Below are 470 nucleotides of genomic sequence, written 5' to 3' on the forward strand. Positions count from 1 at the left end.
TGAGGTTCAAACAACAAATTCGACGGTTAACGAACCGTAACTGGGGCGTGTCGATGCATTACCAACTATTTAAACTTAGCCAATATTTACGTGGCTGGATAAACTACTTTGGTATTGCCAATTGCTATCAACAATGCGTCGATTTAGATCATTGGATCAGGCGTAGAGTTCGAATGGCTTATTGGCGGCAGTGGCGACGACCACGTACCAAAGTCAGAAGTTTAATGAGATTAGGTGTGCATGTTCAAGCTGCTGTTGCATGTGGTATCACCAGCAAGGGGCCATGGCGTAGTGCTAAAACTCCGGGGATCAATCAGGCTTTATCACTTGATTATTTAAAATCCGAAGGGCTTTATTCATTACGTGATGGTTGGATTGCACTTCACTATCCTAAATGAAACGCCCTGTGCGGAGCCGCATGCAGGGTGTTGTGGGGGCTGGAGGTTAGAGACCTCCGGCTACCCGATTAG

1 protein-coding gene is annotated in these 470 nt (G+C 46.4%); it reads left to right on the forward strand.

Annotated elements, in window-relative coordinates; translation table 11 throughout:
• The coding region (locus AB6T38_RS19220) for a group II intron maturase-specific domain-containing protein (protein WP_372548826.1) at positions 1-398 on the forward strand (398 nt) is incomplete at its 5' end.
• Between the last annotated feature and the right edge of the window lie 72 nt (positions 399-470).

The sequence above is a fragment of the Aliiglaciecola sp. SL4 genome (genome assembly GCF_041538045.1).
Classification (GTDB): domain Bacteria; phylum Pseudomonadota; class Gammaproteobacteria; order Enterobacterales; family Alteromonadaceae; genus Aliiglaciecola.